The sequence below is a fragment of the Cupriavidus sp. LA-1 genome, from assembly GCF_055385985.1.
On record NZ_AP031387.1, the window covers coordinates 965,178 to 990,810 of the forward strand.

Below are 25,633 nucleotides of genomic sequence, written 5' to 3' on the forward strand. Positions count from 1 at the left end.
ATGTCCCGTATCCAGAAGACGTTCGCGGCACTGGCCGCGCAGCAGAAGAAGGGCCTGATTCCGTTTATCACCGCCGGCGACCCTGAGCCCGGCCTGACCGTGGCGCTGATGCACGCGCTGGTGGCGGGCGGTGCCGACGTGATCGAGCTGGGCGTGCCGTTCTCGGACCCGATGGCCGACGGCCCCGTGATCCAGCGCGCCTCCGAGCGCGCGCTGGCGCAGGGCGTGTCGCTGACCCAGGTGCTGCAGTGGGTGCGCGAGTTCCGCCAGACCAACGCCGACACCCCGGTGGTGCTGATGGGCTACGCCAACCCGATCGAGTGCATGGGCGAGCAGGCCTTTGCCGCCGCCGCGCGCGAAGCCGGCGTCGACGGCGTGCTGGTGGTCGACTATCCCCCCGAGGAGTGCGAGTCGTTCGCCGGGTTGATGCGTGACAACGGCATGGACCCCATCTTCCTGTTGGCGCCGACCTCGACCGATGCGCGCATCGAGGCGGTGGCGCGCGTGGCCAGCGGCTACCTGTACTACGTGTCGCTCAAGGGCGTGACCGGGTCGGCCGCGATCGACCTCGGCAGCGTGGCCGCGCGCCTGCCGCTGATCAAGCAGCACGCCAACCTGCCGGTGGGCGTGGGCTTCGGCATCCGCGACGCGCAGACCGCGCGCGCGATCGGCAGCGTGGCCGACGCCGTGGTGATCGGCAGCCGCCTGGTGCAGTTGCTCGAGGACACGCCGCGCGAGCAGGCGGTGGCGACGCTGCAGGCATTTATCGCCGAGATCCGCCAGGCGCTCGATAGCTGAAGTGATGCAATGCCGGCTCGGTGGTCGCCTGGAAGTGCGTCAGTATGCGCAAATTGCGCGTTGCGCTTCGAGGTCACCGGGCCGGCATGGTAAATTCGCGGGTTGATTCCCTGCCATCTGCCAACGGGCGTCCCGACACCGGGCTTGCCGGCGGACCGCAGTCATCCGAAAGGAGCTTTCATGAGCTGGTTGGATAAACTCCTGCCCCCCAAGATTCAACAGACCGACCCCAGCACCCGCAAGGGCATCCCTGAGGGTTTGTGGGTCAAGTGCCCGTCGTGCGAGTCCACCCTGTACCGGACCGACGTCGAGGCCAATCTGCACGTCTGCCCCAAGTGCGACCACCATATGCGCATCAGCGCGCGGGCGCGCCTGGACGCGCTGCTGGACGCCGAAGGCCGCTATGAGATCGGCCAGGAGATCGTGCCGGTCGACGCACTGAAGTTCAAGGATTCCAAGAAGTACCCGGACCGCATCAAGGCCGCCATGGACGACACCGGCGAGACCGATGCCATGGTGGTGATGGGCGGTGCCATCCACACCATCCCGGTGGTGGCGAGCTGCTTCGAGTTCGAGTTCATGGGCGGCTCGATGGGCTCGGTGGTGGGCGAACGCTTCGTGCGCGGCGCGCAGGCCGCGCTGGAGCAGAAGGTGCCGTTCATCTGCTTTACCGCCACCGGCGGCGCGCGCATGCAGGAAAGCCTGCTGTCGCTGCTGCAGATGGCCAAGACCACCTCGATGCTGAACCAGCTGAGCGCAGCCAGGCTGCCGTTCATCAGCGTGCTGACCGACCCGACCATGGGCGGCGTGTCGGCCAGCTTCGCCTTCCTGGGCGACGTGGTGATCGCCGAGCCCAAGGCGCTGATCGGCTTTGCCGGCCCGCGCGTGATCGAGCAGACCGTGCGCGAGAAGCTGCCTGAAGGCTTCCAGCGTTCGGAATTCCTGCTGACCAAGGGCGCGATCGACATGATCGTCGACCGCCGCAAGATGCGCGCGGAGCTGGCGCAGCTGCTGGCGCTGCTGCAGAAGCAGCCCGCCGACGCGGTGGCATAACAACGTCTGCATGGCAGATCAAGGGCGCGGGTGGTTGACGCGCCTTTCGCTTTTTCTGGCCACTTTTCCTGGCCGCCATATCGGACTGGGCACAAGCCCGGCCTTGACTTTGCCGCTGGCTGGCCAAATCTGGTAGCAACAGCTTTCCTCGCACCCCACATGCCTGTCTTCCATACGCTCCCCGAATGGCTTGCCCATCTCGAAATCGCCCATCCCGTGGGCATCGACATGGGCCTGGCGCGCATCACGCGCGTGAAGGAGGCCCTCGGGCTGCGCATCGACGCCGTGGTGTTCACGGTGGGCGGCACCAACGGCAAGGGCTCTACCTGCGCCATGCTGGAGCGCATCCTGCTTGAAGCCGGCTACAAGGTGGGCTGCCATACCTCGCCGCACCTGATCTCGTTCAACGAGCGCGCCCGCATCAACGGCGAGATCGCCAGCGATGCGCAGCTGCTGCCGCATTTCGAGGCGGTCGAGCGCGCGCGCAACAGCTTTGCCGACCCGATCAGCCTGACCTACTTCGAGTTCACCACGCTGGCGATCATCCATGCCTTCGCCGCGGCCGGGCTGGACGCGATCATCCTGGAAGTCGGCCTGGGCGGGCGGCTCGATGCGGTCAACGTGATCGATACCGACTGCGCCATCGTCACCAGCGTCGATATCGACCATACCCAGTACCTGGGCCATACGCGCGAGGAGATCGGCTTCGAGAAGGCTGGCATCTTCCGCCCGGGCGTGCCCGCGATCTGCGGCGACCCGGTGCCGCCCAAGTCGCTGGTGGCGCACGCCGAAGCCGTCGGTGCCGAGTTGTGGCTGCTGGGGCGCGATTTCCATTTCCACGCTGCCAAGGGCCAGGAGCGCCAGCAATGGGACTGGAGCGGCGGCGGGCGCAAGCTCAATGGCCTGGGCTACCCGGCGCTGCGCGGCGCCAACCAGCTGCTCAATGCGGCGGCGGCGCTGGCCGCGCTGCAGGCCATGCGCCAGCGCCTGCCGGTGAGCGCGCAGGAAGTGCGCAACGGGCTGGCCTTCGTCGAACTGCCGGGCCGCTTCCAGGTGCTGCCGGGCCGCCCGGCGGTGATCCTGGACGTGGCGCACAATCCGCATGCGGCGGCCACGCTGGGGCAGAACCTGGAGAACATGGGGTTCTTCCGCTACACCTATGCGGTGTTCGGCGCGATGCAGGACAAGGACATCGCCGGGGTGCTGCAGCATGTGGCCGACAAGGTCGACCACTGGTGCCTGTGCGACCTGCCGACCGAGCGCGCGGCCAGCGCCGCGGAGCTGCTGGCCAAGCTGGAGGCCGGCGGATTCCAGCCCGGGCCGGATGCCACCGCGGCCTGCTTTTCCAGCCCTGAGGCGGCATTCCGGGATGCCATCGAGCGTGCCACCGAGAATGATAGAATTCTGGTCTTCGGATCGTTCTATACCGTCGCCGGCGTCATGGCCTATCGTGCCACGCAGGCTAACTGAAGCAGGCGCCCCGGCGCCCGCTGACCTGGCAACCCCGGCGGCCTTGGCCGATCATTGAGCGGCAAACGCAACGAGCGGCCCACGAGGCCGTATCACCGAACCAATCTATGGGCCTGCTTTCGCTGTTTTCTTCCCGCAAGGGCAACGACCCGGCACCCGAGCGTGCGCGGCGCCAGCGCACCGACACGGGTGCGGGCATCGCCTCGTCGCGCCGCCTGGCCGATGAGTATGCCGACGACACGCTGGACCCCGAATTCCCGCAGAAGCAGCGCGCGCGCCGCCGGCTGATCGGCGCCGTGGTGCTGATGGTGGCCGCCGTGATCGTGCTGCCGATCGTGTTCGAGTCCAAGCCGCGGCCGGTGTCCGAGGACGTCTCGGTCAAGGTCACGGGCGGGCAGGGGGCGCAGAAGCCCCGCGTCGAGCCCCGCAAGGCCGATCCGCTGCCGCCTGCACCGGCCGCGCGCAACGATGCCGCGGCACTGGACGCCGGCGAGGAAATCGTCAACACGCCGCAGCCCGCGGCAACGGCCGCTGCCGCCGACAAGCCCGCGCAGCGTGCCGAGGCCAAGCCCGAAGCCAAGCCGGGCAGCGGCAAGTACCTGATCCTGATCGGCGCTTTCTCTTCCGAAGAGCGCGCCAAGGGCTGGCTGGCCAAGCTCAAGGCGAGCAAGGTCCCGGCCTATGTCGAAAAGAAAGTGCTGGCCGATGGCGAACGCATCCTGCTGCGTGCCGGCCCCTTCAGCGACCGCGATGCTGCCGACGCCGCCGACAAGCGCATCCGGGCAGTGGGGTTGGCCTCCAGGGTCGTGGAACAGTAAAGGGCAGCCACGGCCGGTGCCTGTGCCCGGCCGCCAGCAACGATGCAGCCGACTTTCTTCGACTATGCCGTGGTCTTCATCCTGCTCGCCTCGGGCCTGCTCGGCGTGCTGCGCGGCCTCGTGCGCGAGGTGCTGTCGCTGATCGGCTGGGTGGTGGCGTTCTGGGTGGCGTTCCGCTACGGCGCGGTGGCCGCGGGCTGGATACCTGAATCGATGCCCGGTGGCGAGCTGGCCCGGCATGCGCTGGGCTTCGTGGTGCTGCTGATCGGCACCGTGCTGGGGGCCTCGCTGGCCGGCATGGTGGTCGGGCAGCTGCTGGAGAGCACCGGGCTCAAGCCCGCCGACCGCGGGCTGGGACTGATGTTCGGCCTGGTGCGCGGCGTGTTGCTGGTGATGGTGATGGTCACGCTGGCAAGCCTGACCAAACTGCCGGAGGAACCGTTCTGGCGCAACGCGGTAAGCCGCCCCTACGTGATGCAGGCCATGGAATCGGTCAGGCCATGGCTGCCGCCGGAGCTGGCGAAGTACGTGAAGACATAAGGCCGGGCACGTTGCCCGGCTGGTAGTAACGCAGGCCTTGGGGTCCGGAGGATATGCCGGGCCAGGCTGCGCCCCCTGAATCAAAGCCTTTCCTGGGAGCTTGGCATGTGCGGTATCGTCGGTGTGGTGTCATCCACGCCCGTCAACCAATTGATTTACGACAGCCTGCTGTTGTTGCAACATCGCGGACAGGATGCTGCCGGCATCGCCACCGCCAACGGCAGTACCTTCCACATGCACAAGGCCAACGGCCTGGTGCGCGATGTCTTCCGCACCCGCAACATGCGCAGCCTGCCCGGCGCTGCCGGTATCGGCCAGGTGCGCTATCCGACCGCCGGCTCGGCATCCAGCGAGGAAGAGGCGCAGCCGTTCTACGTGAATGCGCCGTACGGCGTGATCCTGGCGCACAACGGCAACCTGACCAACTGGGAGCAGCTGCGCGAAGAGATGTTCCGCCGCGATCGCCGCCACATCAACACGCATTCGGACACCGAAGTGCTGCTGAACGTGCTGGCCGACGAGCTGCAGCGCGCCAGCAGCGGCATGGCGCTGGACCCGGACATGATCTTCACGGCGGTCAGCGGCCTGCACCGCCGCGTGCGCGGCTCGTATGCCATCGCCGCGCAGATCGCCGGCTACGGCATGCTGGCGGTGCGCGACCCGTTCGGCATCCGCCCGCTGTGCCTGGGCAGCGTCGAGACCCCGACCGGCAAGGAATGGATGGTGGCCTCCGAGTCCGTGGCGCTGGAAGGCATCGGCTACAAGCTCGAGCGCGACGTGGCGCCGGGCGAGGCCATCTTCATCGACCTGGACGGCAAGCTCCACACCAAGCTGTGCGCCGAGCACGCGGTGCTGACGCCTTGCATCTTCGAATACGTCTACCTGGCCCGTCCGGATTCGTGCATCGACGGCGTGCCGGTCTATGACGCGCGCCTGCGCATGGGCGACTACCTGGCCGAGAAGATCCGCCAGGAAGTGTCGGCCGGCGATATCGACGTGGTCATGCCGATCCCCGATTCCAGCCGTCCGGCCGCGATGCAGGTGGCCAACCGCCTGGGCGTGAATTACCGCGAAGGCTTCTTCAAGAACCGCTATGTCGGCCGCACCTTCATCATGCCCGGCCAGGCAGTGCGCAAGAAGTCGGTGCGCCAGAAGCTCAATGCCATGGGCGTGGAGTTCAAGGGCAAGAACGTGCTGATCGTCGATGACTCGATCGTGCGCGGCACCACTTCGTTCGAGATAGTGCAGATGGCGCGCGACGCCGGCGCCAACAAGGTGATCTTCGCCTCGGCCGCGCCGCCGGTGAAGTACCCCAACGTGTACGGCATCGACATGCCGACCCGCAGCGAACTGGTGGCCCACAACCGCACGCACGAAGAGATCGCGAAGATCATCGGCGCGGACAAGCTGGTGTACCAGGACGTGGAAGCGATGAAGCAGGCCGTGCGCGACATCAACCCGGCGCTGAACGACTTCGATGCTTCGTGCTTCGATGGCCGCTACATTACCGGCGATATCGACGAGGCCTACCTGAACCGCCTGGAAACTGCGCGCAGCCAGGCCGACCGCGATGGCACTAATGGTGACACCGAGCGCTCGCAACTGCACCTGCAGCGCTCCGGCGGCAACGAGTAAGCCGTGCCGCACGCGCCAGCGCGTTGACTAACGCGAAGCCCGGCCGTAACATGGCCGGGCGTCGATTTGATAGTCAGCTTGCGGACGCGGGTACAGCCCGAAACAGCTAAAGAGATGGCGGTCAGCAACGAATTCCGGTCCCCAGTGCCTTCCCGGCACCGCGATTCCCGGAAGCCGGCCGCCACAGCCTGAAGCCAAAGGCCATTCGCAGAACAGCAAGCCCGTCGATCCGACCACCCGATCGCACGGGCTTTTTTCATGGCTGCGCGCCGCTTCCCCGGACCGGCGCGCAGCTTGTCGAAACCATCGCATTCGCGCGGGTACGACCGCGCCACCAGCATGAACGAACCGCTCAACCCCGAATCGCTCGGCATCGACACCCTTGGCGTGCGCGCCGGCACGCTGCGCAGCGAATTCATGGAGCACTCCGAGGCCATGTACCTGACCTCGAGCTTCTGCTTCGGCAGCGCGGCCGAGGCCGCCGAACGCTTCGCCAACTCGGAAGAGGGCTTCACCTACTCGCGCTTCACCAACCCGACGGTGTCGATGTTCCAGTCGCGCCTGGCCGCGCTCGAAGGCGCGCAGGCCTGCATGGCGACCGCTTCGGGCATGAGCGCGATCCTGTCGGTGGTGCTGTCGTCGATGCAGGCGGGCGACCACCTGGTCAGCTCGCGCGCGATCTTCGGCTCGACCATGACGCTGTTCGGCAATATCTTCTCGAAGTTCGGCGTCGAGACCACCTTCGTCGATCCCAGCGACCTGAACGCCTGGCGCGCCGCGGTGCGCCCGAACACCAGGCTGTTCTTCCTGGAAACCCCGTCAAACCCGCTGACCGAAGTGGCCGACATTGCCGCCGTGGCCGACATCGCCCATGATGCGGGCGCGCTGCTGGTGGTCGACAACTGCTTCTGTTCGCCGGCGCTGCAGCAGCCGATGAAGTTCGGCGCCGACATCGTGGTGCATTCGGCCACCAAGCATATCGACGGCCAGGGCCGCGTGCTGGGTGGGGCAGTGCTGGGCACGCACGATTACATCATGGGCAAGGTGTTCCCGTTTGTGCGCACCGCCGGCCCGACGCTGTCGGCATTCAACGCATGGGTGCTGCTCAAGGGCATGGAGACACTGGCGATCCGCATGGAGCGCCATTCGGCCAGCGCGCTGTCGCTGGCGCAGTTCCTGGAGTCGCATCCGGCCGTGGCGCGCGTGTTCCATCCGGCGCTGAAATCGCACCCGCAGCACGAGATCGCCATGCGCCAGCAAAGCGGCGGCGGCGCGATCGTGTCGTTCGAGCTGAAGGGCGCCACGCCCGAGCAGCAGCGTGCCAACGCCTGGCGCGTGATCGACAACACCCGTCTGTGCTCGATCACCGGCAACCTGGGCGACACCCGCACCACCATCACGCACCCGTACACCACCACGCACGCGCGCGTGAGCCCCGAGGCCAAGGCGGCCGCGGGCGTGGGCGAAGGGCTGATCCGCCTGGCGGTGGGACTGGAGTCGGTCGAGGACCTGAAGGCCGACCTGCTGCGCGGCCTGGGCGACTGAGCGCGCTTACTGCGCCGGCTGTGGCGACTGTGCTGGCGGTGGCGACGGGGGCGGCGCGGCTTCGTCGCTGCCGGCCACGGCCTTCACGCCAGCAGCCGTGATGTCGTAAGTAGTGCTGACCGCGGTAGTGGCCACGCTGACGGCGGCCGATCCCACGGTTGCCACCGTCGATACCGCGGCACTGCCCACCGCCACCACCATGCATCCGGCCAGCGACACCGTCGCGAATGCGGCCGCCAGCGCCAGGGCGCGCTGCAAGGTGGCGGATTCTCCGCTATCGTTGCGCACGTTACGACGCAATCCGAGGAATTGATATGGCATGGACGCTGCTGGCCCTGGCGGGGGCTGTTCGAGGTGGTGTGGGTGATCGGCCTCCGGGCCGGCATCGGCGCGGCCGGCACCGCGATCCCCGGCATCATACCCTTCAATGAGCCTGCCACCGCGGCGCGGCTGGGCTGCATGGGCGTGATCGTGAGCGGAATTGCCGGGCTCAAGCTGATAAGCAGCGCCTGAGCCTGGCATGCGGCAGTCTTAGCGCAGCAGTCGGCGGCGCAGCAGCACCAGGCATACCACCAGCGCCGCCACCGCATAGGCGCCCAGCACCGCGAGATGCAGGCCGGCGCCATCCACCGGACGGCCCAGCATCAGCGGGCGGATCAGCGCCACGGTGTGCGCCAGCGGCAGCAGCTTGGTGGCTGCCTGCACGCCTTCGGGCAACTGCTCCAGCGGGAAGAACACGCCGGAGAGCAGCAGCATCGGCGTCATCACCAGGGTCTGGTAGAACATGAAGAAGTCGTAGCTGGGCGCCAGCGCGGTGACGATCATCGCCAGCGCGGCAAAGGCAATGCCGGCCAGCACGATCACCGGCAGCGCCAGCAGCGCACCGGGCATTTGCGCATAGCCGAGCGCGCCCGCCACCAGCATGATGGCCAGCCCGGACAGCACTGCCTTGCTGGCGGCCCAGGCAATCTCGCCCAGCACCACGTCGCCCAGCGTAAGCGGGGCATGCATGATCGCTTCCCAGGTGCGCTGCACATGCATGCGCGAGAAGGCCGAATACATCGACTCGAAGCTGGCCGACATCATCACGCTGGACGCGGTGGTGCCGGCCGCCAGGAAGGCGATATACGACACGCCGTTGACCTGGCCCACCATCAGCCCCAGCCCGAGGCCGAGGCCGAACAGGTAGATCATCGGGTCGGCCAGGTTGCCGATCATCGACGGGATGGCCAGCTTCTTCCACACCATGTAGTTGCGGTACCAGACCATCATCCAGTTGCGCAGGTTGCGCGGCAGCAGCGGCTGCGGATAGGTCTGCCGCGGGACCGCGGCCGTGCGGCCGGCGATGGCGGGGGAGGTATCGGTGGTATCCGCGCGGGGATCCTGTTCGCTCATGTCAGTGCCTCGGTTCAGTCCCGCATCTCGCGGCCAGTCAGCTTGAGGAACACGTCCTCCAGGTTGGCCGGGCGGTGCAGGTAGCGCACGCCGCTCCTGCCGTGCAGCGCCGCCAGCAGCGGGGCGGGCTCGCGGACATAGCAGAACAGCGTCTCGCCGCTCATCTCCGTGCGCTGCGCCAGCGGCGTCAGGCTGTCGCGCAGCGTGTCCAGTTCATCGCCATAGACCTCGACCACGTCGCAGCCGATCTGGCTGTCGATCAGGTCGTGCGGCTTGCCTTCGGCAATCTTGCGGCCGCCGTCGATCACGCACAGGTAGTTGCACAGCCGCTCGGCCTCTTCCATGAAGTGCGTGGTCAGCAGGATGGTCTTGCCGCTGGCCATCAGCGACTTCAGGCGCTCCCAGATCAGGTGGCGCGCCTGCGGGTCCAGGCCGGTGGTGGGTTCGTCCATCACCAGCAGGTCGGGGTCGTTGATCAGCGCGCGCGCCACGGTCAGGCGCCGGCGCATGCCGCCGGAGAGGTCGCGCACCTGGGCATCGGCGCGGTTCTCGAGCCGGGCGAATTCCAGCAGCATCGGCACGCGCCGCTCGATCTCGGCCGACGATAGTCCGAAGTAGCGCCCGAAGATGCGCAGGTTCTCGATCACCGAGAAGTCCGGGTCGAGGTTGTCGAACTGCGGCACCACCCCCACGCGCATGCGCGCTTGCGGCGCACGCTCGGGGATGGGCTCGCCGCACAGCGTCAGCGTGCCGGCCATGGGCGTGGTCAGGCCCAGCAGCAGGCGCAGGGTGGTGGTCTTGCCGGCGCCGTTGGGGCCCAGCAGGCCGAAGCACTGGCCGCGAAATACCTGGAGGTCGAGGTCGTCGACCACGACCGTGTCGCCGTATTGCTTGCGCACCTTGCGCAACTCGAGGATGGCAGTCAAGGCAGGGTCCGGTGTGGCGCCGCATGGGCGCAATATCTGTCATTATGCCGGTCATCGGCGTCGCGCTCAGGTGATGCGGTGCAGCAGAAGCCGCGGCCGCAACGAGCGGGGGCTGGCCTGGCGCGCGGGCATAAAAAAACCGCCAGCGAACTGGCGGTTCTTCTTGCCTGGCAGTACCAGGCGGCGAAGCGTACTGGAATCAGTACATCTTCTTCGGCAGCATCTGCATGCGCAGGCGCTTGCGCAGACGTGCTTCGGCGGCCTTCTTCTTGCGCTTGCGCTCGGTCGTCGGCTTCTCGTAAGCGGTGCGGCTCTTGAGTTCAACGATCAGGCCAGTCTGCAGAATGGCGCGACGGAAACGCCGCATTGCAACTTCAACGGGCTCACCGGGTTTCAAGACGATCTTAGTCAATTCAGTCCTTTAGGGGATTGCCGCAAGGAGCGGCTGGTTCACACGGGGGGAAACTGCGGTCGCCGGAGCGACTGGTATTGCACGCCGGGCTAATGCCCTGTGCGCCCCCGCGAACCTGAAAGATGTGGACGTTTCAGTCCGTGCAGCCAGTGTCAGGGGTGATAGCGCCAGGTCCTATACAACTGGAGCCTGACAGTACCGGTTTCCATGAATGCTATACGCCCGTAACTATGGCATGTATACGACGCCACTGTCAAGAATGCAGTGCAATGCGCGCGCGGGTGTGGCGTCGGAAATGTCCCAGCAGTCTCTTTTGGCGCACTTTGTGCCGCCGCCTGCGTGGCACAATCTGGCTGCGCTCCCGCCGCTGCGGGGTAAGGGCGCCCGCCATGCCCGAGCGGCGCCAAGCCGACGACCTCCGTCCTGACCCCGGCAACCATTCAAGGATCCGAAGCGTCATGCCATTCGAGTTTTCGCCCACGGTGCTGCTGGTGGAAGACGAGCCCCATATCCGCCGCTTCGTGCGCGCGGCGCTGCAGGACGAGGGCTGCACCGTGCATGAGGCCGAATCGCTGCAGCGCGGCCTGATCGAGGCTGGCACGCGCCAGCCGGACCTGGTGATCCTGGACCTGGGCCTGCCCGATGGCGACGGCGTATCAATGATCGGTGACCTGCGCACCTGGACCGAGGTGCCGGTGCTGGTGCTGTCGGCACGGACCGGCGAGGCCGAGAAGATCCGCGCGCTTGACGCCGGCGCCGACGACTACCTGACCAAGCCCTTCGGCGTGGGCGAGCTGGTGGCGCGCCTGCGCGTGCTGCTGCGCCGCCATGCGCGTTCCGGCGTGCAGGCGCGGGCGCAGGTGGCGTTCGGGGACATTGCTGTCGACCTGGCCAACCGGCAGGTCACGCGTGCGGGCGAGCTGGTGCACCTGACGCCGATCGAATATCGGCTGCTGGCGGTGCTGCTGGCGCATCGGGGCAAGGTCATGACCCACCGGGAGCTGTTGCGGGAGGTGTGGGGGCCGTCGCACGCCGAGAGCAGCCAGTACCTGCGGGTCTATATGGGCCACTTGCGCCACAAGCTGGAGGCCGACCCGGCCCAGCCTGCCTTTCTGCTGACCGAGATCGGCGTGGGCTACCGCTTCGCCGGCTGATCGGCAGGCCACTCCCAGGACACCTTTTTGTCGGTCACGCGCCGCGTGAGGCCGGCGCACGCCTGCCGCACCCGCTCCCGGTAAACCCGAAACGGCATCGAAAGGGTTTGACGGTGAAATTCATATGTATAAACTTGCATTCATAAATATGAATTCATGCAGGAGCGACGCATGCCAGACCAACCCGTCTATTTCATCTCGGCCGACGACGTCGAGGGCTACCACCCCGCCAACCATGTCGGCACGCTCAACCGCCGGCTGATCGGCCCCGAGACCGTGGGCTCGCGCCACCTGGAAGTCATCCACGGCACCATCGAGAAGGGCAAGGGCGCGCTGCCGCACGCGCATCCCGGCATCGAGCAGGTTTGCTACGTGCTGGAAGGCCGCGCCGTGGCCGAGGTAGGCGGCCAGCGCAAGGAACTTGGGCCGGGCGACTGCTGCTTCTTCCCGCCGGACCAGATGCATGTGTTCACCGTGGTCAGCGACGAGCCGGCCAAGATTCTGGTGATTTATTCCCCGCCATACGAGGAATCCCCCGAGCGCGTGATACGGCCCGCATAAGACGCGGCCGGTCACGGGAAGGGATCAGAAAACTACAGGAGACAACCACCGTGAAGTCCTTCAAGAATGCCTTTGCCAGCCTGATGATCGGGTGCGCCGCGGCGCTGGCCGCCACCCCGGCGCTGTCGGCCGATGAATTCCCGTCCAGGCCGCTGCGCCTGGTGGTGCCGTTTGCCGCGGGCAGCGGCACCGATGCCGTGGCGCGCCTGACCGCGAAGTACCTGGGCGAGTCGCTGCACCAGCCGGTGGTGGTGGACAACAAGCCCGGCGCCAACGGCACCATCGCCGCCGAGTTCGTGGCCAAGGCCCCGGCCGATGGCTACACGCTGTTCATGACCACCAACACCACGCATTCGGCCAACCCGTCACTGATGAAGCAACTGCGCTATGACCCGGTCAAGGATTTCACGCCAGTCTCGCGCATGGGCAACCTGCCGTTCATGCTGGTGGTCAACCCGGCGCTCCCGGTGAAGACGCTGCGTGAGTTCATCGACTACGCCCGCGCGCATCCGGGCCTGAGCTATGCCAGCGGCAACAGCACCGGCATCGTGTCCGGCGCTACCCTGTCCAAGATGGCCGGCCTGAACATGCTGCACGTGCCCTACAAGAGCACGCCGCCGGCCATGACCGATGTGATGGGCGGCCAGGTGCAGGCGATGTTCGTCGACTTTGCCGCCGGTATCGCCAACGTGCGCGCCGGCAAGCTGCGCGCACTGGCGGTGACTACCGCGCAGCGCAGCGCGCTGCTGCCCGACCTGCCGCCGGTGGCGAGCGTGCCCGAGCTGAAAGGGTTTGACATCACCTCGTGGAACGGCGTGTTCGCGCCGGCCGGGGTGCCAGCGCCGGTGGTGGAGCGCCTTAACCGGGAACTGGTTGCCATTGCCAGCAACAAGCAACATGCGGCTCAGTTCCACGCGCTGGGCTTCGAACCGTTCGGCAGCACGCCGGCCGAGCTCAGCCAGTTTGTCGTGGCCGAGCTGCAGAAGTGGTCGCGGCTGGTGAAGGACGCAGGCATCCAGCCGGAGTAAGCGGCGAGCAGGCAACAAACAGGCAGCGAACAAGACAACGACAGCGAACAGGTAACGCCATGAATTTCGATCTCTCCGAAGAACAGTCATCCATCGTCGAGGCCGTGCAGCAGGTCTGCGCGCAGTTCGACATGGAGTACTGGGACCGCCTCGACAAGTCCGCCACCTATCCGCACGAGTTCTACAAGACGCTGTGTGAAGGCGGCTGGCTGGGCGTGGCCATGCCCGAGGCCTTCGGCGGCGCGGGCCTGGGCATCCTGGAAGCGGCGCTGGTGATGCAGACCATCGCGCAGTCGGGCGCGGGCATGACCGGCGCTTCGGCGGTGCATATGAATGTGTTCGGCCTGAACCCGGTGGTGGTGTTCGGCACCGACGAGCAGAAGGGGCGCTTCCTGCCGCCGCTGATCGCCGGCCAGGAGAAGGCCTGCTTCGGCGTGACCGAGCCCGACGCGGGGCTGGACACCACCAAGCTCAAGACCTTTGCGCGCAAGGTGCCGGGCGGCTATTCGGTGAGCGGGCGCAAGATCTGGATCTCGACCGCACAGGTGGCCGACCGCATGCTGCTGCTGGCGCGGACCACGCCGCTGGAGGCGGTGAGGAAGCCGACCGAAGGGCTGTCGCTGTTTTACACCAGGGTCGACCGCAGCAAGATCGAGATCCGCGAGATCGACAAGATGGGCCGCGCCGCCGTCGATACCAACATGCTGTTCATCGACGACCTGTTCATCCCCGGGGAAGACCGCATCGGCGAAGAGGGCAAGGGCTTCGAGTACATCCTGCACGGCCTGAATCCGGAGCGCATCCTGATCGCCGCCGAGGCCATCGGGCTGGGCCGTGCCGCGCTGGCCATCGCCACCCAGTACGCCAAGGAGCGCGTGGTGTTCGGCCGCCCGATCGGCATGAACCAGGGCGTGCAGCACCCGCTGGCGCAGGCGTGGATGCAGCTGGAATCGGCCAACCTGATGATGCTCAAGGCCGCCGCGCGCTACGATGCGGGCCAGTCCTGCGGTGCCGAGGCCAATGCCGCCAAGTACCTCGCCGCCGAGGCTGGCCACAACGCCTGCCAGACCGCGATCCTCACACTGGGTGGCATGGGCTACTCGCGCGAGTACCGCGTCGAGCGGCTGCTGCGCGAATCGTATATCCCGCGCATCGCGCCGGTCAGCCCGCAGCTCATCCTGTGCTTTATCGCCGAGCGCGTGCTGGGCTTGCCGAAGTCGTACTGAGCGGAGCGACGATGCCAGACCAGCAAGCGCAGCCGCAAGCGGCCACCGGGCCGCTGGCCGGCATCCGCGTGATCGACATGACCTCGGTCGCGATGGGGCCGTATGCCACGCAGATCCTCGGCGACATGGGCGCCGAGGTGATCAAGGTCGAGCCGCCCGCCGGCGATGTGTTCCGCCACGCCGAACCCGCGCGGCACGCGGCCATGGGGGCCAGCTTCCTGAACCTGAACCGCAACAAGCAGTTCGTGGTGCTGGACGTGAAGCAGCCCGACGACCTCGCCGCGCTGAAGGCCCTGATCGCCACCGCCGATGTCTTTGTCTCTAACGTGCGGCCGCAGTCGCTGCGCAAGCTTGGGCTGGACTATGCGTCGCTGCGGGCGGACCATCCGCGGCTGATCTACTGCGGCGCCTATGGCTATTCGGAAGCGGGCCCCTATGCGGGCGCGCCGGCCTTCGACGACATCATCCAGGCGCGCAGCGGCATGGCGCAGTTCCAGGGCGCCAACTCGAATGAAGGGCCGCAGTACGTCAACACCATCCTGGCCGACAAGGTGGCCGGGCTGACTGTGGCCTATGCGATCCCGATGGCGCTGTACGAGCGCGAGCGCTCCGGCCAGGGCCAGGCCATCGAGGTGCCGATGTTCGAGACGCTGGTGTCCTTTCTTGCCACCGAGCAACTGGCCGGGCAGACCTTTGTCCCGCCGCTGGGACCGGCCGGCTATCCGCGCGTGATGTCGCTGCACCGCAAGCCGTACCGCACGCGCGACGGGCATGTCGCACTGCTGCCGTACACCAGCGCGCAGTGGCTGCGCTTCTTCGATGTGTCCGGCCACGGACAGCTGGCCGGCGATCCGCGCTATGCCACGCCGGGCGCGCGCAGCGCCAATATCGATGCGCTCTACGCCACGCTGGCCGAAATCGTCGCGCAACGCACCACGGCCGAATGGCTGGATCTGCTGCGCGATGCCGATATCCCGCACAGCGAAGTGCCGCACTTCGACAGCCTGGCCGACGACCCGCACCTGCGCGCCACCGGCATGATGTTCGAGTACGACCACCCGAGCGAAGGGCGTCTGCGCGGCGTGGGCATTCCCACGCGCTTCTCGCGCACGCCGGGCAATATCCGCAGCTGGCCCCAGGCCTTGCCGCAAGCCGAAGGCGAGGAGGACTGACCCGCGCCGCCGCGTACAATCCCGGCCAACGGAAACTGAAGTCGAGGAAGCCAACGATGGCAGAAAACGAAGCGGCGGAGAAATCCGGTTACGCCAGCGTCAAGACGGCGCTGCGCGTGATCGAGATCATGGAGATCTATGCGCGTGAAGGGCGCTCGCTGACGCTGACCGAGCTGGCCAGGCTGCTGGGCGCGCCGATGTCGAGCTGCCTGGGGCTGATCCGCACGCTGGCTTCGCTGGGCTACCTGTACGAGACCGGCCGCCGCCAGGGCTATTACCCGACGCGCCGGCTGCTCGACATCGCCCAGCGCATCGCGCGCAACGACCCGCTGCTCGAACGCGTGCAGCCCGTGCTGGAATCGCTGCGCGACACCACCGGCGAGACCGTGGTCTTTGGCAAACTGCAGGATGACGGGCGCGTCCTGTACCTGGAAGCGCGTGAATCCGCCAACCCGGTGCGCTATATCGCCGCGCCCGGCGAACTGCGCGACGCGCATGTCAATTCCATCGGCCGCGCCATCCTGGGCACGCTGACGGCCAGCACGCGCGGCGAGCTGTTGTCAGGCTTTTCGTTTGCCGCGCGCACGCCGCGCACCATCGGCTCGGCGCAGGCGCTGGAAGCGGCCATGCAGGGCTGGCAGAAGCAGGGCTGGTATCCGAATTTCGGCGAGTCGTTTCCCGACCTCGGCGCCATCGCCATTCCGGTGACGATAGGCGGCGCAATTTATGGCCTGTCGGTCGCGGGACCGCTGCATCGGGTGGAAATCAATGCGCAGAGCATCGTCGCGGCACTGAAGGCTGCCGGTGCTTCGCTGCAGGGATGAGGTAAGAGAGAAAGGGGGGGGGCGTTGCGGCAATGCGTGTGCCGTGATGCTTTCCGCGACGATTTGTGCCGAAGCCGGAAACGAAAAAGCCCGGTGCGTTTGCACCGGGCTTCCGTATCGGTTGGCTCCCCGACCTGGGCTCGAACCAGGGACCTGCGGATTAACAGTCCGTCGCTCTACCGACTGAGCTATCGGGGAACAGCTGAGAAAGAAATTATAGCCAGTTTCTCTTTTCTTCGTCAACACCTTTTCGACATTTTGTTTTTGTCAGAAGGTGTCTGGAAGCTTCCGGCTTGCTGTCTGCCGTACGGTGCGAAGGGCATCTCTGCTGGCTTCGTGCCGTCGTGTTGAACAGCGAGGCCGCATTATAGCTACGGTTTTGGATTTGTGCCAGAAAAAAACCGTCTCGCGGCGGTTTTTTTCTGCGGGTCTCGCTCGGGTCAGTCGAACACCGGCGAATCCACGCCGAGGATCTTGTGCAGCTTCGGCGAGGTGGTGGTGTACTGCATGTGGATTTTCTTCTCGGGGAAGATATACGGGGCAGCCCCGAACGCGGCCAGCGCGGCCTCGTGGAAGCCGGACAGGATCAGCTTCTTTTTGCCGGGGTAGGTGTTGATATCGCCCACCGCGAAGATGCCCGGGATATTGGTCTCGAACTTCTCGGTGTCCACCTTGATCTGCTTGCGCTCCAGGTCCAGGCCCCATTCGGCGATCGGCCCCAGCTTGGGCGACAGGCCGAAGAACACCAGCAGGTCGTCCACCGGCAGGCGGCGGGTCACGCCGTCGGCGCCGGTCACCTTGATCTCGGTGAGCACGCCGTCCTTCTCTTCATAGCCGCCGATCTGGCCGACCAGGAACTGCATTTCCATCTGTTCGCACAGTTCCTTCATCTTGGCGACCGAGGCGGGCGCGGCGCGGAAGCCGTCGCGGCGATGGATCATCACCACCGACTCGGCCTTGCCGACCAGGTCCAGGGTCCAGTCCAGCGCCGAGTCGCCGCCGCCGACGATCACCAGGTTGCGGCCGTGGAAGCGGCTCGGGTCCTTGACGCGGTAGTACAGCTGCTTGCCGTCGAACTTGTCGATGCCCTCGACCTTCAGCGTGCGCGGCTGGAACGAACCCACGCCGGCGGCGATGAAGATGGTCCTGGTGATGAAGCGGGTCCCGAGCGAAGTCTCGACGAAGAAGCGGCCGTCTCCACGGCGCTCGACCACGGCGACTTCCTGGCCCAGGTGGAAGGTGGGCTCGAACGGCTCGATCTGCTTGAGCAGGTTGTCGGTCAGTTCCTGGCCGGTGCAGATGGGCACGGCCGGGATGTCGTAAATGGGCTTGTCCGGATAGAGCTCCACGCACTGGCCGCCGACCACCTTCAGGGAATCGATGACATGTGCCTTGATTTCGAGCAGGCCCAGTTCGAAGACCTGGAACAGGCCCACCGGACCCGCACCGACGATCAGCGCATCGATTTCCAGCGGCTGGCCGCCGGCGGGGCTGCCGCCGTCGACCTGCCTGGTCGTGTCGGCGACGGGATTTGGAATGCTCAAGTCCATATTCGTCCTGATACGTTTGCGTGGGCAGCTGGTGCCCGGTATTGCGGAAAGCGCGTGGGGACGGCCTTCTGGTTCTGTCAGCGCTGCAGGTATTGCAGCTTGTCCGTGGCGTCCTTCCACTCCTCGGCCTCGGCCAGCGGGGCCTTGGTCTTGGTGATGGAGGGCCAGTTGCGGGCCAGTTCGGCGTTCAGATCGATGAACTGCTGCTGGTCGCCCGGCACATCTTCCTCGGCATAGATGGCATTCACCGGGCATTCGGCCACGCACACGGCGCAGTCGATGCACTCATCCGGGTCGATGGCCAGGAAGTTGGGGCCTTCACGGAAACAATCGACCGGACATACGTCAACGCAGTCTGTGTAGCGGCAACGGATGCAGGATTCGGTGACAACGTGAGTCATTTCGGTTCCAGGAAAACGGGTCGGCTTTTAATGGGAAACTGTTGGGCCGCTTCTTGCCGGCGGACGCGCTGTGTCTACCACACAGGTTCTGCCGCATGGGTTCAACCACACGGCTGCCACATGTTGCCGCAGAGCAGCATGGGCTGGGCGAGCGCCGGCCGAGGCCTTTCGGAAACCGATATTGTAGCCGAGCCTTCTGGCAAGGATAGCGGGTCTATATAGCCGGATCAGATAGTTTTCTTATTTCTTTATGTACTTTTGATTTAAACCAGGGCAACCCGCTGGCATGTCGGCTCGCCTGAGGGCATGATGAGGGCCGCCAGCAGTCACTTGCATCCGTGCCGGGAGACCCGTATGCCACGCCAGCCTTGCCTTGCCAGCCGTGCCAGCTTGCGGCGCCACGCCGCGATGTGCCGGACATTTGCGTCAATCGCTGTGCTGCTGACGGCATTTCTGGCGCCGATCAGCGCCGCTTCCGCGCAAACGCTGGTCCAGTCTCCGGCCATGGCTGACAGCGTGGTGTCGCGCCTGGTGGCCTGGCGCGCGCGCACCGATGCGCCGGTCGCCTTGCCGGCGCTGACCAGCTTCGACTGGGACACCTTCAGCGTGACCGATGCGCCCGCGGGCGACGGCGTTATCCATTGCGGCCGGGCTGGCCTGATGCCGTGCGGGCCGCAACTGCAGCCACAGCCGGGCGACCGGGTGCAGGTGCTGAGCTTCGAGCGCGCGGGCGTGCAGGTCTATACCGAGCGCATCATGGCCGGCGACGGCGCCTTTGCAGAACCGCTGCCGCGTCAGGTGCCGCGCGCTGCCGCCACGCTGGTGTCGTGCCCCGGCGGGCAGGGCCGCCAGCTGTGGTGCCTGCAGGGCAAGACAAGGGGCGGGGGTGCGTTGCGGCAGCGACAACTCTTTCTCGATGGTGCCTGAGCGGCAAGCCGGGGGCGGGAGGCCCCGGGAGTGGCCGGACTTCGGTTAGCATGACGTACTGACCCCGGCATCGCCGTCTGGCTCGTTATGATCATCCAGTCTCTGCTCGACACCGACCTGTACAAATTCACGATGATGCAGGTGGTGCTGCATCAGTTCCCGCAGGCACAAGTGGAATACCGCTTCAAGTGCCGCAACGCGGGTGTCGACCTCACGCCCTATATCGATGAGATCCGCGCCGAGGTGGCACACCTGTGCCAGCTGCGCTTCACCGACGACGAACTGGCCTACCTGCGCGGCCTGCGCTTCATCAGGAGCGATTTCGTCGACTTCCTCGGGCTGTTCCACCTGAACGAGAAATATGTCTCGGTGCGTCCGTCCCCGCAGGGCAACGGCGAGATCGAGATCTCCATCGTCGGCCCGTGGCTGCACACCATCCTGTTCGAAGTGCCGATGCTGGCGATCGTCAACGAGGTGTATTTCCGCCGCACCCAGCCGCGGCCCGACCTGGCCGAAGGCCGCCGCCGTCTGGAAGACAAGATGGCGTTGCTGAAGACCCCGGAGCTGGCCGATTGCGTGATCGCCGACTACGGCACGCGCCGGCGCTTCTCGCGCGACTGGCAGGAAGAGGTGCTGCTGACCATGCGGCGCCTGCTGGGCCCGCAGCTGGCCGGCACCAGCAACGTCCACTTTGCCCGCCTGCACAATATGGTGCCGCTGGGCACGATGGCGCATGAATACCTGCAGGCCTGCCAGGCGCTGGGCCCGCGGCTGCGCGATTCGCAGGTGTTCGCGCTGGAGCGGTGGGCGCGCGAGTACCGCGGCGACCTGGGCATCGCGCTGTCGGATACCTACGGCTTCGACGCCTTCCTGCGCGACTTCGACCTGTACTTCTGCAAGCTCTTCGATGGCGTGCGCCATGATTCCGGCGACCCGATGCTGTGGGGCGAGCGCATGGTCGCCCACTATGCCGCCAACCGCGTCGACCCGCGCACCAAGACGCTGATCTTCAGCGACAGCCTCGACATCCCGCGGGTGATCGAACTGTATGAGCGCTTCCATGGCCGCTGCCGGCTGGCGTTCGGCGTCGGCACCAACCTGACCAACGATCTCGGCTACACGCCGCTGCAGATCGTGATCAAGATGGTGCGCTGCAACGGGCAGCCGGTGGCCAAGCTGTCGGACACGCCGGAAAAGACCATGTGCGACGATGCCGGCTACCTGTCCTACCTGCGCCAGGTGTACTCGGTTCAACCGGCCGCTTAGCAAAATTCAACATATCGCGCGCGTCGCGACACGATTTGCGCGCGGCGCGCGCCTCTATAATCGGCGCATCGCGTGTTTGCCGCGCATTGCCACCCCAGCCAGGCCTTATGGAAACCAACGACGCCCGCGACCGCATCTTTGCCCGCATCCGTGCCGCCCAGGGCAGGCCGACCCGGCCAAGCGCGGGCGAACGCGAGGCCGTGGCCGACTACCTGGCGCGCCATCCGCAGGGCCCGCGTCCGGCGGTGGCGGCCGACCTGGCCGAAGCCTTCCTGGCGCAGGCGCAGCGCATGGCCTCGACCGTTGACCGCGTGGCGACCATGGACGAGGTGCCCGCCGCCACAGTGCGCTTCCTGGACAGCCTGAACCTGGTGCACCGCGCCGTGGCGTGGGACGCGCTGGGCCCGCTGCCGTGGCAGGCCGCGGGGCTGGCAGTGGAGTGCCGCCCGCCGGTGCGCGAGGTCGAGGCCGACCACGACCATGGCGACCTGGTCGGCATCACCGGCTGCTTCTGCGCGATCGCCGAGACCGGCTCGCTGATGTTGCTGTCGGGCCCGGCCACCTTTGCCTCGGCCGCGCTGCTGCCCGAAACCCATGTGGCGGTGGTGCCGCGCTCGCGCATCGTCGCCGGCCTGGAAGACGCCTTTGCGCTGGTGCGCAGCGAACGCGGCGAACTGCCGCGCGCCACCAATATCATCAGCGGCCCGTCGCGCACGGGCGATATCGAGCAGACCATCGTGCTTGGCGCCCATGGCCCGTACCGCGTGCACGTGATCCTGGTCGACGGGGCCTGAGCCCGGGGGCGCTGGCGGCACGGAAGGCGGCGCTCGGCGCAGGCCGCAGGCGCGGGCGCAGGTGCTTGATTTACACTTGCAGGCTTGCCTGCGTGCCTTGGTTTCGTGCCCTGGCGCGCCCATGATCGCTGCATTCCCGAGGAGATCCTGCCTGATGCGACGTGCCTCCGTGCTGTTGCCGCCGCTGGCCATGCTGGCCGCCTTTCCCGCCGTGGGCCATGCCGCGGACCTTGACGGGGCCTCGCTGTCCCCGCTGTGGGGGCTGCCATTCGCCGGCATCCTGCTGTCGATCGCGCTGTGGCCGCTGCTTGCGCCCAGGTTCTGGCACCACCACTATGGCAAGATCGCTGCGGGCTGGGGGCTGCTGTTCCTGTTGCCGTTCGCGGCCGTGTTCGGCGCGCATGCGGCTGCCGCCAGCGCGGTGCACGCACTGCTGGCCGAGTACATCCCGTTCATCGCACTGATCGCCGCGCTGTATATCGTCGCCGGCGGCATCTGCGTGCGTGGCAACCTGCACGGCACGCCCGGGCTCAATACCGGCATCCTGGCGCTGGGCACGCTGCTGGCCAGCTTCATGGGTACCACCGGCGCGGCCATGCTGCTGATCCGCCCGCTGCTGCGCGCCAACGACAACCGCCGCCACGTGGCGCACGTGGTGGTGTTTTTCATCTTCCTGGTGGCCAATGCCGGCGGCGCGCTGACGCCGCTGGGCGACCCGCCGCTGTTCCTGGGCTTCCTGAAGGGCGTGGACTTCTTCTGGACCATGCGCAACATCTTCCCGGAGACGCTCTTTATCTGCGTGGTGCTGCTGGCGCTGTTCTACCTGGTCGACCGCCACTACTACCACAACAAGGAAGAGGAACTGCCGCCGGGCAGCGACCCGACGCCGGACTCCGGCGGCATCGCGATCGAAGGCAAGTTCAACTTCGTGCTGCTGCTGGCCGTGATCGGCCTGGTGCTGATGAGCGGGCTGTGGCAGCCGGGCATATCGTTCGATATCCTGGGCACCGAGGTGCCGCTGCAGGCCGCGGTACGCGATGCGCTGCTGGTGGTGGTGGCGGTGGTTTCGCTGCTGGTGACGCCGCACACGGCGCGCGCCGGCAATGAATTCAACTGGGAGCCGATCCTGGAAGTCGGCAAGCTCTTTGCCGGCATCTTCCTGACCATCGTCCCGGTCATCGCCATGCTCAAGGCGGGTACGGACGGCGCCTTCTCCGGCGTGATCCGCGCGGTCAGCGACAGCAATGGCCAGCCGGTCGACAGCATGTACTTCTGGGCCACCGGCCTGCTGTCGTCGTTCCTGGACAACGCGCCGACCTACCTGGTGTTCTTCAACACCGCCGGCGGCGACGCGGCCACACTGATGACGCGCGATGCCCCGACGCTGGCGGCGATCTCGGCCGGGGCCGTGTTCATGGGTGCCAACACCTATATCGGCAACGCGCCCAACCTGATGGTCAAGGCCATTGCCGAGAGCCGCGGCGTGCGCATGCCGAGCTTCTTCGGCTACATGCTGTACTCGGGCATCTTCCTGATGCCGCTGTTCGTCATCATGACCTTCCTCTTCTTCCATATCTGATGCCATGAAGCCGTCCGTCCTGGTCACCCGCGCCATCTATCCCGACGTCATCGCGCACCTGGCGCAGTATTTCGATGTCGACGACAACCAGCAGGATGCCGTGCTCGACGCCGCCGCGCTGAAGGCGCGCCTGGCGGGCAAGGCCGGTGTGCTGGCCAACGCCGCCGACCGCATCGACGCCGACGTGGTCGCGGGGCTGCCGTCGCTGCGCGCGGTGTGCAATATGGCGGTCGGCTACAACAACCTGGACGTGCCGGCGCTGACGGCGGCGGGCATTGTCGCCACCAATACGCCGGATGTGCTGTCCGAGACCACCGCCGACTTCGGCTGGGCGCTGCTGATGGCCACCGCGCGCCGCGTGACCGAAGCCGAGCACTACCTGCGCGCCGGCAAGTGGCAGCGCTGGAGCTATGACATGCTGGTCGGCATGGACCTGTACGGCAGCACGCTCGGCATCCTGGGCATGGGCCGCATCGGCCAGGCGCTGGCGCGGCGCGCGAGCGGGTTTGGCATGAACGTGCTGTACCACAACCGCAGCCAGCTGCCGGCGGACACCGAGCGCGCGCTCAATGCGCGCTATGTCAGCAAGGAAGACCTGCTGCGCCAGTCCGACCACCTCCTGCTGGTGCTGCCCTATGGCCCGCACAGCCACCACGCCATCGGCGCCGCCGAGCTGGCGCTGATGAAGCCCACCGCGACGCTGGTGAACCTGGCGCGCGGCGGCATCGTCGACGACGCCGCGCTGGCGCAGGCGCTGCACGATAAACGTATCTTTGGCGCCGGCCTGGATGTGTTCGAAGGCGAGCCCAGCGTCCATCCGGACCTGCTGACGGTGCCCAACGTCGTGCTCACGCCGCATATCGCCAGCGCGTCCGAGAAGACCCGCCGCGCCATGGCGATGCTGGCCGCCGACAACCTGATCGCCGCGCTCGACCAGGGGCCGCAGGCCGGCCATCCGCCCACCGTGATCAATCCTGAAGTGATGCCGCATCGCCGCTGAGGCGGCCGCGGCGCTTCATCCAACCTGATTTCTGCTGCATGACCCTGATTCCGTTCCTGACGCTGGCCGTGGCGCTGCTCGCGGTCGTCCTACTGGTAATCGTATTGCTGCGCCCGCAGGCTGCCTCGCCCGGCGCCGGCATGGCGCGGCAACTGGACGAGATGCGCGTGGAGAACGCGCGCGGCATGGAGCGGCTGGAGCGCGAAGTGCGTACCGAGGTGACCGAGTCCGCGCGCGGCAGCCGCGGCGAGTCGGCGCAGCAGATGCTGCGCTTCCAGCAGGCGCTGTCGTCGCAGCTGACCGGCATCGCCACCTTGCAGAACAACCAGATCGACACCTTCGCGCAGCAGCTGGCCAAGCTGACCGAGACCAACACCCAGCAGCTCGAGCAGGTGCGCCAGCACCTGATGCTGCAGGGCCAGCAGGCGCGCGACGAGCAGGCCGGCACGCTGCGTCGCTTCGGCGACGGGCTGCAGCAGCAGCTGGCACAGATGTCCGAAGCCAACGAGCGGCGCCTGGCCGAAGTGCGCGCCACGCTGGAGAAGAAGCTGCAGGACATTGAGGCCAACAACGCCGCCAAGCTGGAGGAAATGCGCCGCACCGTCGACGAGAAACTGCATGCGACGCTGGAGCAGCGCCTGGGCGAGTCGTTCCGGCTGGTGTCCGACCGGCTCGAGCAGGTGCATCGCGGCCTGGGCGAGATGCAGGTGCTGGCGCAGGGCGTGGGCGACCTGAAGAAGGTGCTGACCAATGTGAAGTCGCGCGGCACCTGGGGCGAAGTCCAGCTGGAAATGCTGCTGGAGCAGATGCTGACGCCGGAGCAGTATGGCAAGAACGTGGAAACCGTGCGCAACTCGGGCGCGCGGGTGGAGTTTGCGATCCGGCTGCCGGGCAAGGCCGCGGGTGGCGAAAACGGCGACGGCGCGCCGGTCTGGCTGCCGGTCGACGCCAAGTTCCCCAAGGAACAGTACGAGCGCCTGGTGGACGCGCAGGAGCGGGGCGATCCGGACGGCGTGCTCGCCTTCGGCCGCGAACTGGAAGTGGCCCTGCGGCGCGAGGCCCAGACCATTGCCGAGAAATACCTGTCGCCGCCCCAGACCACGGACTTTGCCATCCTGTTCCTGCCGACCGAGGGGCTGTATGCAGAGGTGCTGCGCCGGCCCGGCCTGACCGACCTGCTGCAGCGCGACTACCGTGTGACCGTGGCCGGGCCGACCACGCTGACCGCGCTGCTGAACAGCCTGCAGATGGGCTTCCGCACGCTGGCGCTGGAAAAGCGCTCAAGCGAGGTGTGGGAGGTGCTGGGGGCGGTCAAGACCGAATTCGGCAAGTTCGGCGACGTGCTGGCCAAGACCCGCGATACGCTGGAGCGCGCGGCGCGCAATATCGAGCAGGCCGAAGTGCGCACGCGCCAGATGGCGCGCAAGCTGCGCACGGTGGAAGCGCTGCCGGGCGAGGCCGCGCAGCAGGTGCTTGGCCTGAACGCGGCGGATGCCGCCGCGGACAGCACGGAAGACAGTGCGGAGAGCGGCGGGGGGTGACCGCGCTGCCGGGAAGGC

Annotated in this window: 26 protein-coding genes and 1 tRNA gene; 20 read left to right on the forward strand and 7 right to left on the reverse strand. The window is 66.8% G+C overall.

Translation table 11 applies throughout. The annotated features are described in order from the left end of the window. The 7 genes from trpA (at window position 1) to ACZ5MJ_RS04615 (ending at window position 7,859) form a co-directional block, all read left to right on the forward strand. Window positions 1-798, forward strand: a complete 798-nt coding sequence (gene trpA / locus ACZ5MJ_RS04585) for a tryptophan synthase subunit alpha (RefSeq protein WP_432257664.1) — start codon at window positions 1-3, stop codon at window positions 796-798. Between the two features lie 180 nt (window positions 799-978). Continuing rightward, a complete protein-coding gene (gene accD / locus ACZ5MJ_RS04590) occupies window positions 979-1,851 on the forward strand; it encodes an acetyl-CoA carboxylase, carboxyltransferase subunit beta (protein ID WP_464222658.1) in 873 nt (290 codons plus the stop codon). 159 nt (window positions 1,852-2,010) lie between these two features. Next, window positions 2,011-3,321 (forward strand): bifunctional tetrahydrofolate synthase/dihydrofolate synthase, encoded by a 1,311-nt coding sequence (gene folC / locus ACZ5MJ_RS04595; protein ID WP_464222660.1) that lies wholly within the window; start codon window positions 2,011-2,013, stop codon window positions 3,319-3,321. Between the two features lie 107 nt (window positions 3,322-3,428). Next, window positions 3,429-4,139, forward strand: coding sequence for an SPOR domain-containing protein (locus tag ACZ5MJ_RS04600; protein ID WP_464222661.1), 711 nt, complete (start codon window positions 3,429-3,431; stop codon window positions 4,137-4,139). 42 nt (window positions 4,140-4,181) lie between these two features. Beyond that, window positions 4,182-4,679 carry a CvpA family protein gene (locus ACZ5MJ_RS04605; RefSeq protein WP_464222662.1) on the forward strand — a complete coding sequence of 166 codons (498 nt, stop codon included), beginning with the start codon at window positions 4,182-4,184 and terminating at the stop codon, window positions 4,677-4,679. 105 nt (window positions 4,680-4,784) lie between these two features. Next, window positions 4,785-6,314: an amidophosphoribosyltransferase gene (purF, locus tag ACZ5MJ_RS04610; RefSeq protein ID WP_464222663.1), complete on the forward strand. Its 1,530-nt coding sequence runs from the start codon at window positions 4,785-4,787 to the stop codon at window positions 6,312-6,314. Window positions 6,315-6,653: 339 nt separating this feature from the next. After that, entirely contained in the window at window positions 6,654-7,859 is a 1,206-nt protein-coding gene (locus ACZ5MJ_RS04615; RefSeq protein WP_464222664.1) for an O-succinylhomoserine sulfhydrylase, read from the forward strand. Window positions 7,860-7,865: 6 nt separating this feature from the next. Here ACZ5MJ_RS04615 and ACZ5MJ_RS04620 read toward each other — a convergent pair whose 3' ends face one another. Further along, window positions 7,866-8,180 (reverse strand): hypothetical protein, encoded by a 315-nt coding sequence (locus tag ACZ5MJ_RS04620; protein ID WP_464222665.1) that lies wholly within the window; start codon window positions 8,178-8,180, stop codon window positions 7,866-7,868. A 42-nt stretch (window positions 8,181-8,222) separates the two neighbouring features. Here ACZ5MJ_RS04620 and ACZ5MJ_RS04625 point away from each other — a divergent pair, with 42 nt between their 5' ends. Next, entirely contained in the window at window positions 8,223-8,372 is a 150-nt protein-coding gene (locus tag ACZ5MJ_RS04625; RefSeq protein WP_464222666.1) for a DMT family transporter, read from the forward strand. Between the two features lie 18 nt (window positions 8,373-8,390). Here ACZ5MJ_RS04625 and ACZ5MJ_RS04630 read toward each other — a convergent pair whose 3' ends face one another. The 3 genes from ACZ5MJ_RS04630 to rpsU all read right to left on the reverse strand — a co-directional run bounded on the left by ACZ5MJ_RS04630 (window position 8,391) and on the right by rpsU (window position 10,592). Then, window positions 8,391-9,254: an ABC transporter permease gene (locus ACZ5MJ_RS04630; protein WP_464222667.1), complete on the reverse strand. Its 864-nt coding sequence runs from the start codon at window positions 9,252-9,254 to the stop codon at window positions 8,391-8,393. 14 nt (window positions 9,255-9,268) lie between these two features. Further along, on the reverse strand, window positions 9,269-10,180 hold the full coding sequence (nodI, locus tag ACZ5MJ_RS04635) for a nodulation factor ABC transporter ATP-binding protein NodI (protein ID WP_464222668.1): 912 nt from the start codon (window positions 10,178-10,180) through the stop codon (window positions 9,269-9,271). Between the two features lie 199 nt (window positions 10,181-10,379). Continuing rightward, complete coding sequence (rpsU, locus tag ACZ5MJ_RS04640) at window positions 10,380-10,592, reverse strand: 30S ribosomal protein S21 (RefSeq protein WP_010814647.1); 213 nt, start codon at window positions 10,590-10,592, stop codon at window positions 10,380-10,382. A 458-nt stretch (window positions 10,593-11,050) separates the two neighbouring features. Between rpsU and kdpE the strand changes: the two genes are divergently transcribed. From kdpE to ACZ5MJ_RS04670, 6 genes are all read left to right on the forward strand, one after another. After that, window positions 11,051-11,746 carry a two-component system response regulator KdpE gene (gene kdpE / locus ACZ5MJ_RS04645; protein WP_464222669.1) on the forward strand — a complete coding sequence of 232 codons (696 nt, stop codon included), beginning with the start codon at window positions 11,051-11,053 and terminating at the stop codon, window positions 11,744-11,746. Between the two features lie 171 nt (window positions 11,747-11,917). Next, window positions 11,918-12,307: a cupin domain-containing protein gene (locus ACZ5MJ_RS04650; RefSeq protein ID WP_464222670.1), complete on the forward strand. Its 390-nt coding sequence runs from the start codon at window positions 11,918-11,920 to the stop codon at window positions 12,305-12,307. 50 nt (window positions 12,308-12,357) lie between these two features. Then, on the forward strand, window positions 12,358-13,335 hold the full coding sequence (locus ACZ5MJ_RS04655; RefSeq protein ID WP_464222672.1) for a Bug family tripartite tricarboxylate transporter substrate binding protein: 978 nt from the start codon (window positions 12,358-12,360) through the stop codon (window positions 13,333-13,335). 59 nt (window positions 13,336-13,394) lie between these two features. Continuing rightward, window positions 13,395-14,561 carry an acyl-CoA dehydrogenase family protein gene (locus tag ACZ5MJ_RS04660; RefSeq protein ID WP_464222673.1) on the forward strand — a complete coding sequence of 389 codons (1,167 nt, stop codon included), beginning with the start codon at window positions 13,395-13,397 and terminating at the stop codon, window positions 14,559-14,561. Between the two features lie 11 nt (window positions 14,562-14,572). Beyond that, the gene (locus ACZ5MJ_RS04665; RefSeq protein WP_464222675.1) at window positions 14,573-15,733 is read left to right on the forward strand and encodes a CaiB/BaiF CoA transferase family protein; all 1,161 of its coding nucleotides are present in this window, start codon (window positions 14,573-14,575) and stop codon (window positions 15,731-15,733) included. A 56-nt stretch (window positions 15,734-15,789) separates the two neighbouring features. Beyond that, window positions 15,790-16,557: an IclR family transcriptional regulator gene (locus ACZ5MJ_RS04670; protein WP_464222676.1), complete on the forward strand. Its 768-nt coding sequence runs from the start codon at window positions 15,790-15,792 to the stop codon at window positions 16,555-16,557. A 122-nt stretch (window positions 16,558-16,679) separates the two neighbouring features. Here the strand turns inward: ACZ5MJ_RS04670 and ACZ5MJ_RS04675 are convergent. The 3 genes from ACZ5MJ_RS04675 to fdxA form a co-directional block, all read right to left on the reverse strand. Next, a tRNA-Asn gene (locus tag ACZ5MJ_RS04675) sits at window positions 16,680-16,755 on the reverse strand. A 242-nt stretch (window positions 16,756-16,997) separates the two neighbouring features. Continuing rightward, window positions 16,998-18,107, reverse strand: coding sequence for an NAD(P)/FAD-dependent oxidoreductase (locus ACZ5MJ_RS04680; RefSeq protein WP_464222677.1), 1,110 nt, complete (start codon window positions 18,105-18,107; stop codon window positions 16,998-17,000). Window positions 18,108-18,184: 77 nt separating this feature from the next. Continuing rightward, on the reverse strand, window positions 18,185-18,508 hold the full coding sequence (fdxA, locus tag ACZ5MJ_RS04685; RefSeq protein WP_010814656.1) for a ferredoxin FdxA: 324 nt from the start codon (window positions 18,506-18,508) through the stop codon (window positions 18,185-18,187). A 354-nt stretch (window positions 18,509-18,862) separates the two neighbouring features. Here fdxA and ACZ5MJ_RS04690 point away from each other — a divergent pair, with 354 nt between their 5' ends. From ACZ5MJ_RS04690 to ACZ5MJ_RS04715, 6 genes are all read left to right on the forward strand, one after another. Continuing rightward, window positions 18,863-19,435: a hypothetical protein gene (locus tag ACZ5MJ_RS04690; RefSeq protein ID WP_464222678.1), complete on the forward strand. Its 573-nt coding sequence runs from the start codon at window positions 18,863-18,865 to the stop codon at window positions 19,433-19,435. 87 nt (window positions 19,436-19,522) lie between these two features. Further along, a complete protein-coding gene (pncB, locus tag ACZ5MJ_RS04695; protein ID WP_464222679.1) occupies window positions 19,523-20,701 on the forward strand; it encodes a nicotinate phosphoribosyltransferase in 1,179 nt (392 codons plus the stop codon). 107 nt (window positions 20,702-20,808) lie between these two features. Then, the gene (locus ACZ5MJ_RS04700; protein WP_464222680.1) at window positions 20,809-21,495 is read left to right on the forward strand and encodes a LutC/YkgG family protein; all 687 of its coding nucleotides are present in this window, start codon (window positions 20,809-20,811) and stop codon (window positions 21,493-21,495) included. A 154-nt stretch (window positions 21,496-21,649) separates the two neighbouring features. Further along, the gene (locus ACZ5MJ_RS04705) at window positions 21,650-23,074 is read left to right on the forward strand and encodes a sodium:proton antiporter (RefSeq protein WP_464222681.1); all 1,425 of its coding nucleotides are present in this window, start codon (window positions 21,650-21,652) and stop codon (window positions 23,072-23,074) included. A 4-nt stretch (window positions 23,075-23,078) separates the two neighbouring features. Further along, window positions 23,079-24,074 carry a 2-hydroxyacid dehydrogenase gene (locus ACZ5MJ_RS04710; RefSeq protein ID WP_464222682.1) on the forward strand — a complete coding sequence of 332 codons (996 nt, stop codon included), beginning with the start codon at window positions 23,079-23,081 and terminating at the stop codon, window positions 24,072-24,074. A 38-nt stretch (window positions 24,075-24,112) separates the two neighbouring features. Beyond that, window positions 24,113-25,615 (forward strand): DNA recombination protein RmuC, encoded by a 1,503-nt coding sequence (locus tag ACZ5MJ_RS04715; protein ID WP_464222683.1) that lies wholly within the window; start codon window positions 24,113-24,115, stop codon window positions 25,613-25,615. Window positions 25,616-25,633: the final 18 nt, after the last annotated feature.

Bases quoted from the DNA above. Each gene is read 5' to 3' on its own strand.
- ACZ5MJ_RS04660 (WP_464222673.1), top strand. From the start codon at position 13,395: ATGAATTTCGATCTCTCCGAAGAACAGTCATCCATCGTCGAGGCCGTG.
- ACZ5MJ_RS04615 (WP_464222664.1), top strand. From the start codon at position 6,654: ATGAACGAACCGCTCAACCCCGAATCGCTCGGCATCGACACCCTTGGC.
- folC (WP_464222660.1), top strand. From the start codon at position 2,011: ATGCCTGTCTTCCATACGCTCCCCGAATGGCTTGCCCATCTCGAAATC.
- ACZ5MJ_RS04665 (WP_464222675.1), top strand. From the start codon at position 14,573: ATGCCAGACCAGCAAGCGCAGCCGCAAGCGGCCACCGGGCCGCTGGCC.
- ACZ5MJ_RS04710 (WP_464222682.1), top strand. From the start codon at position 23,079: ATGAAGCCGTCCGTCCTGGTCACCCGCGCCATCTATCCCGACGTCATC.
- accD (WP_464222658.1), top strand. From the start codon at position 979: ATGAGCTGGTTGGATAAACTCCTGCCCCCCAAGATTCAACAGACCGAC.
- trpA (WP_432257664.1), top strand. From the start codon at position 1: ATGTCCCGTATCCAGAAGACGTTCGCGGCACTGGCCGCGCAGCAGAAG.
- ACZ5MJ_RS04620 (WP_464222665.1), bottom strand. From the start codon at position 8,180: ATGCCATATCAATTCCTCGGATTGCGTCGTAACGTGCGCAACGATAGC.
- ACZ5MJ_RS04705 (WP_464222681.1), top strand. From the start codon at position 21,650: ATGCGACGTGCCTCCGTGCTGTTGCCGCCGCTGGCCATGCTGGCCGCC.
- ACZ5MJ_RS04600 (WP_464222661.1), top strand. From the start codon at position 3,429: ATGGGCCTGCTTTCGCTGTTTTCTTCCCGCAAGGGCAACGACCCGGCA.
- fdxA (WP_010814656.1), bottom strand. From the start codon at position 18,508: ATGACTCACGTTGTCACCGAATCCTGCATCCGTTGCCGCTACACAGAC.
- ACZ5MJ_RS04605 (WP_464222662.1), top strand. From the start codon at position 4,182: ATGCAGCCGACTTTCTTCGACTATGCCGTGGTCTTCATCCTGCTCGCC.
- purF (WP_464222663.1), top strand. From the start codon at position 4,785: ATGTGCGGTATCGTCGGTGTGGTGTCATCCACGCCCGTCAACCAATTG.
- kdpE (WP_464222669.1), top strand. From the start codon at position 11,051: ATGCCATTCGAGTTTTCGCCCACGGTGCTGCTGGTGGAAGACGAGCCC.
- ACZ5MJ_RS04630 (WP_464222667.1), bottom strand. From the start codon at position 9,254: ATGAGCGAACAGGATCCCCGCGCGGATACCACCGATACCTCCCCCGCC.
- ACZ5MJ_RS04715 (WP_464222683.1), top strand. From the start codon at position 24,113: ATGACCCTGATTCCGTTCCTGACGCTGGCCGTGGCGCTGCTCGCGGTC.
- ACZ5MJ_RS04690 (WP_464222678.1), top strand. From the start codon at position 18,863: ATGCCACGCCAGCCTTGCCTTGCCAGCCGTGCCAGCTTGCGGCGCCAC.
- ACZ5MJ_RS04650 (WP_464222670.1), top strand. From the start codon at position 11,918: ATGCCAGACCAACCCGTCTATTTCATCTCGGCCGACGACGTCGAGGGC.
- ACZ5MJ_RS04680 (WP_464222677.1), bottom strand. From the start codon at position 18,107: ATGGACTTGAGCATTCCAAATCCCGTCGCCGACACGACCAGGCAGGTC.
- ACZ5MJ_RS04700 (WP_464222680.1), top strand. From the start codon at position 20,809: ATGGAAACCAACGACGCCCGCGACCGCATCTTTGCCCGCATCCGTGCC.
- pncB (WP_464222679.1), top strand. From the start codon at position 19,523: ATGATCATCCAGTCTCTGCTCGACACCGACCTGTACAAATTCACGATG.
- ACZ5MJ_RS04670 (WP_464222676.1), top strand. From the start codon at position 15,790: ATGGCAGAAAACGAAGCGGCGGAGAAATCCGGTTACGCCAGCGTCAAG.